This window comes from Xylanibacter sp. (assembly GCF_057607445.1).
In genome coordinates, this window is sequence record NZ_DBLZAX010000024.1 from 20,832 (window position 1) to 27,331 (window position 6,500).

General features: G+C 37.8%; 5 protein-coding genes and 1 pseudogene. All 6 read right to left on the reverse strand.

Annotated features, from left to right (window positions below):
* Positions 1-16: 16 nt before the first annotated feature.
* Positions 17-1,369 carry an electron transport complex subunit RsxC gene (gene rsxC / locus ACZMIG_RS13900; protein ID WP_418874907.1) on the reverse strand — a complete coding sequence of 451 codons (1,353 nt, stop codon included), beginning with the start codon at positions 1,367-1,369 and terminating at the stop codon, positions 17-19.
* Entirely contained in the window at positions 1,366-2,295 is a 930-nt protein-coding gene (locus tag ACZMIG_RS13905; protein WP_287604783.1) for a Fe-S cluster domain-containing protein, read from the reverse strand. Before ACZMIG_RS13905 ends, rsxC begins: the two co-directional genes overlap by 4 nt.
* A gap of 27 nt (positions 2,296-2,322) precedes the next feature.
* Positions 2,323-2,775, reverse strand: coding sequence for a SoxR reducing system RseC family protein (locus ACZMIG_RS13910; RefSeq protein ID WP_021855614.1), 453 nt, complete (start codon positions 2,773-2,775; stop codon positions 2,323-2,325).
* A gap of 122 nt (positions 2,776-2,897) precedes the next feature.
* A complete protein-coding gene (locus tag ACZMIG_RS13915; RefSeq protein WP_021855613.1) occupies positions 2,898-3,338 on the reverse strand; it encodes a hypothetical protein in 441 nt (146 codons plus the stop codon).
* Between the two features lie 5 nt (positions 3,339-3,343).
* Positions 3,344-4,867: a glycoside hydrolase family 10-like protein gene (locus tag ACZMIG_RS13920; protein WP_418874908.1), complete on the reverse strand. Its 1,524-nt coding sequence runs from the start codon at positions 4,865-4,867 to the stop codon at positions 3,344-3,346.
* A gap of 908 nt (positions 4,868-5,775) precedes the next feature.
* Positions 5,776-6,159, reverse strand: a pseudogene (locus tag ACZMIG_RS13925) (ISAon1 family transposase N-terminal region protein); the annotation flags it as partial.
* Between the last annotated feature and the right edge of the window lie 341 nt (positions 6,160-6,500).

Consider the following 6,500-nt stretch of genomic DNA (forward strand, 5'->3'; position numbering starts at 1 on the left):
ATCAGATAAAATGGATTTATTTTTTTGCGCTGCGGGCTCTGATTATGCCCATAACTGTAGTCTTGCCCAAACGTATATTATCAAGCATAGGACGGTGAGCAGGACATGTAAACTGACATGAACCGCACTCAATACAAGACGTTACACCGGCAGCCTCTACTTTCTCCCAATCATGCTTAGCACTAGCAGTAGCAAGAAGATACGGCTCAAGCCCCATAGGACATGCACTTACACACTTTGCACATCTGATACAAGGCTGAGGAGCTTTGCGCTTAGCGTCATTTCCACTAAGTATCGTAACACTATTAGTTCCTTTACAGATAGGCACTTCAACTGAAGTAAGGGCTTTTCCCATCATTGGTCCTCCAGCCAACAGTTTGTTGTCGCCTTCAGGCATTCCTCCACACTCATTAATTAGATCAATCATTGGAGTACCCATACGCACAAGGAAGTTAGCCGGATGAGCCAGTTTCTTACCCGTAACGGTTGTATATCTTTCAAATAAAGGCTTGTTTTTCATTACTGCCTGATATACAGCATAAGCCGTACCTACATTCTGCACAATTGCTCCTACATTAACAGGAATTGCAGGAGGTGCAGGAACCTGGCGACGAATAACTGCATCAACAAGTTGCTTTTCTCCGCCTTGAGGATATTTCTTTGCCAACGGAACAATTTCTATGTTCGGATTTGAAGCCGTCTTTTGTTCAAACAATTCAATAGCTTTTGGCTTGTTTTCCTCAATACCGATATAGCCTTTATCAACCTTTGCAGCTTTCATAAGCAAATCAAGTCCCACAAGAATCTCATCTGCATGCTCCACCATAAGCCTGTAGTCAGATGTTATATAAGGCTCACACTCCACTCCGTTCAGGATAACACATTCAGCTTTAGCTGTAGGAGGAGGACATAATTTTATAAATGTAGGGAAACCGGCTCCACCCATACCTGTAACTCCGGCTTTCTTAATACGCTCAACAATCTCTTCAGGCGTAAGCTCCGGATGAGCTGAAAGAAGTTCCAACTTATCAGAACGGTCAATACTTTCTTCCCATTCATCACCTTCAACCTTAATAATAATTGAAGGTTTACGGTAACCCGTTGCATCTATGGCACTTTCAACCTTCAGCACTGTTCCTGATACAGAAGAAAAGATAGGAGCTGAGACGAAGCCTCCGGCTTCAGCAATTAAAGTTCCCACCTTAACCTTATCACCTTTCTTTACGACAGGTTTTGCCGGTGCACCAATATGCTGTGACAAAGGGAATATGGCCTGCTGAGGCAATTTTGCTACAGTGGTAACGACCTCTGATGACAATTTATTTTCCTCCGGATGTATACCGCCTATTCTAAATGTTCTCAATTTCATTCCTTTATCTCCTTCTGTTTTGATTCTACACTAGGGTTAACTTTTTCTGAAGAAGCTACACTTTCCACATTCTGTCCAGATGCTTCTGTACGTACTTTAGGAGCAGGGAAATTCACTGCAACAATGGCATGTGTAGGACATGCTTCAACACACTTGCGGCACAAGCGGCATTTTTCAGGGTCAATATAAGAAAGATTATTTTCTATTTTTATTGCATCAAACTTACATTCCTTTTCGCATTTGCCACAACCGATACACGCAGCCTTACATGTCTTCATGGCAATGGCACCCTTATCCTTGTTTACACAACGGACATATACGCGGCGATTCTTTATTCCCTTTTTACGAAGCTCAATAATATTACGAGGACAAGCTTTTACGCAGGCTCCACATGAAGTACATTTTTCCTCATCAACTTCAGGAAGTCCTGTTTCCTGGTTCATTGTAATTGCACCAAAAGCGCAAGCATTAACGCAATCGCCACAGCCCAGGCAACCATATCCGCAGCCTGTCTCTCCTGCACCGCAAGAATTTACAGCCGTACATGTTTTTAAGCCATCATAAACTGCAATACGAGGACGCAACTCGCACGTTCCGTTACAACGGACAACTGCAACCTTAGGCTCTGTGTTTGCAACAGCCATACCTAATAAATCAGCAACTTGCCCCATAACATCGGAACCGCCAACAGGACAGAATAGTCCGTCAATAGAGCCTGCATCTGCTCCCTTAACTAATGCACTAGCCATACCGGAACATCCCGGATAACCACATCCTCCGCAATTAGCTCCTGGCAAAATGGCAGACACCTGCCCTATGCGGGGATCTTCATGAACAGCAAACTTCTTAGAGCACACGTACAATATCACAGCTGATATTAACGCAATACCACCAAGTACAATTACTGCAATTAAAATAAAATTCATAAGTTTTGTATTTGTTTTAGTTAGTAATTATAATTTCAACCCATTATCGCCGAATGTATTTACACTCAACGGATCAATATGAAACGACAATTTAACTCGTATTTTCTCTCTCATATAGTATAGTATAAGATAATAAGGTATGAGCGAACATAAACTGAACAACGCCGCAGAAACCTCACTTTGTGTAATAACAAAAGCAATGGCCAGAACAGCAACAAGTATAATCAAAGGAATCACAGAACTCAACAAAACTGCAAAAAAGCCCGTACGCTGAGATGCAATAACTATAACATTGTCACCAGTTTTCAAACCATAGTGATTATCACAATATACATCAACCACCTTCTCTTTGCTTTCAGAAGCGTTGCAATTACCGGACATCTTACACGACGAGCATGCTGATGTCTGGGTTATACGTACTTTTATCAATCCGACATCAACAGTATCGACAACCCCTAAATGCCTTATTTCATTTTTCATGTTTTTACCTATAATTTGCAAACTCGAGTTTGCAAATGCAAAAATAATACTATATTTTCAAACAGCAAACAAAAATGAAGATTTTCTGCAAAAAGGGAAAAGTGTAAAAGAAGTCGACTAACCTATTCTTTTAACAGGTTATCAAGAAATCTATTCAAATCGTCATCAAGACCATTCATCAAATCACCTCCAATGATTCTTATATCACTGTCGACAAGATACAGCTCTGCAAAATGTTCTCTGTCATCATTTTCCAAAATAAAACTATATGGCTTCAGTATCGACAAGCAATCAACAACATCACCCATCTGTTTAAGAACATCACGCAATACACCTGCTATATTTATATAAAAATCCTGTTCTTTACAATTAATCCATTGATCAACAACACAACGAGTGATTTCATTGTCATTATCATCAAAAGCAAGAAGCTCACCGGTATCCTGAGAAACACTCAAATGAATATCCGTCATTATAACCGGTTCTTCTGTACTCGGGAATTTTTGAGAAACTTTATTAAAGAACCTCTTTAACTGAACTATTGTTGATTCTGTTGTTTTCATCTTATTTAATATCTTATTGATTTCTTACGCGGTTTACTTTCATTACTCAATCTATCTAAAGCAGTCACAACATAATAGTGCTTTTCACCAGGCTTAATCGCACTAGCCGGTATTTTATAGAACTCGTCAGAAGTTATTGCAACTATTTTTGATGGATCATCAATATTTATTTTTTCACCTTTAACAAATTTGTATACAACATACTTTACGGCCTTGTTTGACCAATCTTTGCCTTTAGGAGACTTCCAGAACAGTACAATTCCGTCCTCAAATGCCAGAAACTTCATCTTTCTGACTTTTTTAGGTGCCTTTCCGTCTATATATTTCATCTGCGGAACGAGCGCAGGATACTTCCAATATACATTTTTCAACATTGAGCCATAATTGCCAACATTATCCGTTACCGCCTTGGCATACCACAGAACCGTACCCTGCACATTATTCATTTCCCTATGAAGTTTTTGCTTGGCAGGCATTTGATTTATACTTCTATTTACCAAATCCGGACTTTTTACGGTACGTATTACATCCTCTCCAATATATAGATGTCTTTTCCCTGCATATTTATTCCACCACTTGATTAAAGTCTCATAATCAGCTGCTTTATGTCCTATTTCCCAATAGAGCTGCGGCACACAATAATCTACCCATCCGTTATTAACCCACATTAATATATCAGCATATAAATCATCATAATTCTGAAGTCCGGATGTCTTACTTCCTATCAACGGGTCACTCTTTTTATTTCTATATATACCAAACGGAGATATACCAAACTTTACCCAAGGTTTGGTTTCATGAATAGCTTCATAAAGCTGTTTAATAAAGACATTAACATTATCACGTCTCCAATCATTTTTATTTTTAATGCCGTTATTGTATTTTGCAAACTCAGCATCATCCCGTATAGTTTGCCCAGGAGCAGGATAAGGGTAAAAGTAATCATCTATATGCAATCCGTCAACATCATATCTGCTTACAATATCTTTAACGACATCCACTATATAATCTCTTGCTTCAGGAATACCCGGATTAAGTATCATCTGTCCATCATAGGCAAAAGCTAGTTCAGGATGTTTTATAGCTATATGAGTTGAGGCAAGTTGATTCGTTGTTTTTGTCTTTGCTCTAAAGGGATTAATCCAGGCATGAAGTTCCATGCCACGCTTATGGCACTGATCTATCATCCAGTTCAAAGGATCCCAAAACGGATACGGTGCTTTACCTTGCACACCGGTAAGAAAACGGCTCCAAGGCTCATACTTACTTACATACAAAGCATCGCATTCTGGCCTAACCTGAAATATAATAGCATTAACCCCACATTCTTTCAATCTGTCGAGTTGAGAGGCCAAAGTATCTTGCATCTGTTTTGTACTCATACCCATAAACTGACCATTCACACATTGTATCCATGCGCCTCTAAAATCACGCTTATTAGAATACTGTGCAAAAACAGATACCGTGGCTGATAACAATACTATTAAAGTTAAAAATAACCTTCTATAACTTATTACATTTTTTTTCATATGGCCAAAATTACAGTTTTTGGTTCATAAAAACAAATATATATTACTAAAAAGTTCAAAGAAAGTATTTTTAAACTATAAGAAAACGACTGAATTTTATCCGATTTTCCCGCCAAAGACTTAAAATAGGTTAGTTTTAATAATGTGTGGGCACACAGAAATATTACATCAAAATAATAAAAGATTTTTCTTGGATAATATAAAAAAAGTGGTTATATTTGCAACTGTTATCCTGAAAACAATCTTTTTACCTTAAAAAACTAATACCTATTGAAGATATAGAGCGATTGCTTGTGAAAGCCATCGCTTTATTTTTTTATATATTTATCACAAATAATAAATATTACAATGAGCGACAAGTTTTAAACGCAAAATTATTATGCAAAATTTATCATCCCTCCGTATTTTGATTATTACAAACTAAAGAAATAGTTGAAACAGCACAAACATACCGCCTTATACAACTCCCTTGAAATAATTGCTATAAAACTTTTAGTAAACATAAGAAATATATTAAAATCACCAGGCTTTACAACAAAATAATGCCACTGAGGCTTAGATCTGTCGTAGATAAGACGAATTGTTGAAGAATACAATAAAGCAGGATATTCGTGAAAAACTCAAAATAGACAAAGATCTATTTTGTGCTTTCATGCTTTCAGCCGCCTTTTTGTTTTCTATTGGTACCTTCTTACCAGCTTTTTCTTGACATAACCTGCTATGCCTGCGAAAATCTAACGAAAATCCGCTCAATATAAAGCAAGAATCCGACTGAATTCTAATACCCGATTCGGGGTTAAGTCAACTTGATTCAGACACACTCGATGAAACACTACCCGAAAACGCTTAATGTTTCTTTGTACTGCGTTCCAAACGTATGTGCATTTATGTGGTAGAATGTCTAAAGTGTACGGCAAGTCACCTGGGATGTCTCCATATATCTCTTAAAAAAAAGTCTAGAACTCCTTGGGGTAACGGGTGCCCTGGCTGGGCACATCAAGCGTAATTGGGAGACTGAACCTCTTGCCAGTACGTATATCTATCCATCCATCTGCAACGACGTATAATTAAAACAACATTATTGCACGAATTGGGAAATCTGTAACATGGACAGGATTCATAAAACCTTTTGACCCGGAATATACATATTCAGATAAATGAAGATTCATTAACTCGTCAAGATGAATACGAATCTCACTAAAGGGCTGTTCTACACTTACTATATTAAAATAATCAAGTATTTCTGAAGGCAGCACGATACGCGCAAGAACTTCCAATTGATTTGTTTCAATAAAGCAAAGGTCGGAATTTATATGGAATTAATAAAATAAATATACACTAAATTTCTACTGTCCCTTTTTAATTGCTTATCAGACTCACTTTTTATCGGATATCTGCATAATTATAAAAATGATAGTTAAAAGAACATAGAAAGCGATTTTGGTTAAAATAACGACTTCCATCATCATATCATTCCCATCCGTCCCATAAGTCTTATTAGTCCCATTAATTCCACCCTCCGTGGAACCAAACAAAAAAAGAGTCCCTGACATCATAACTGACATCAGGGACTCAACTCTGAAAAAAAAGGCGGCCTCCTACTCTCCCGCATTGCATTGCAGTACCATCGGCG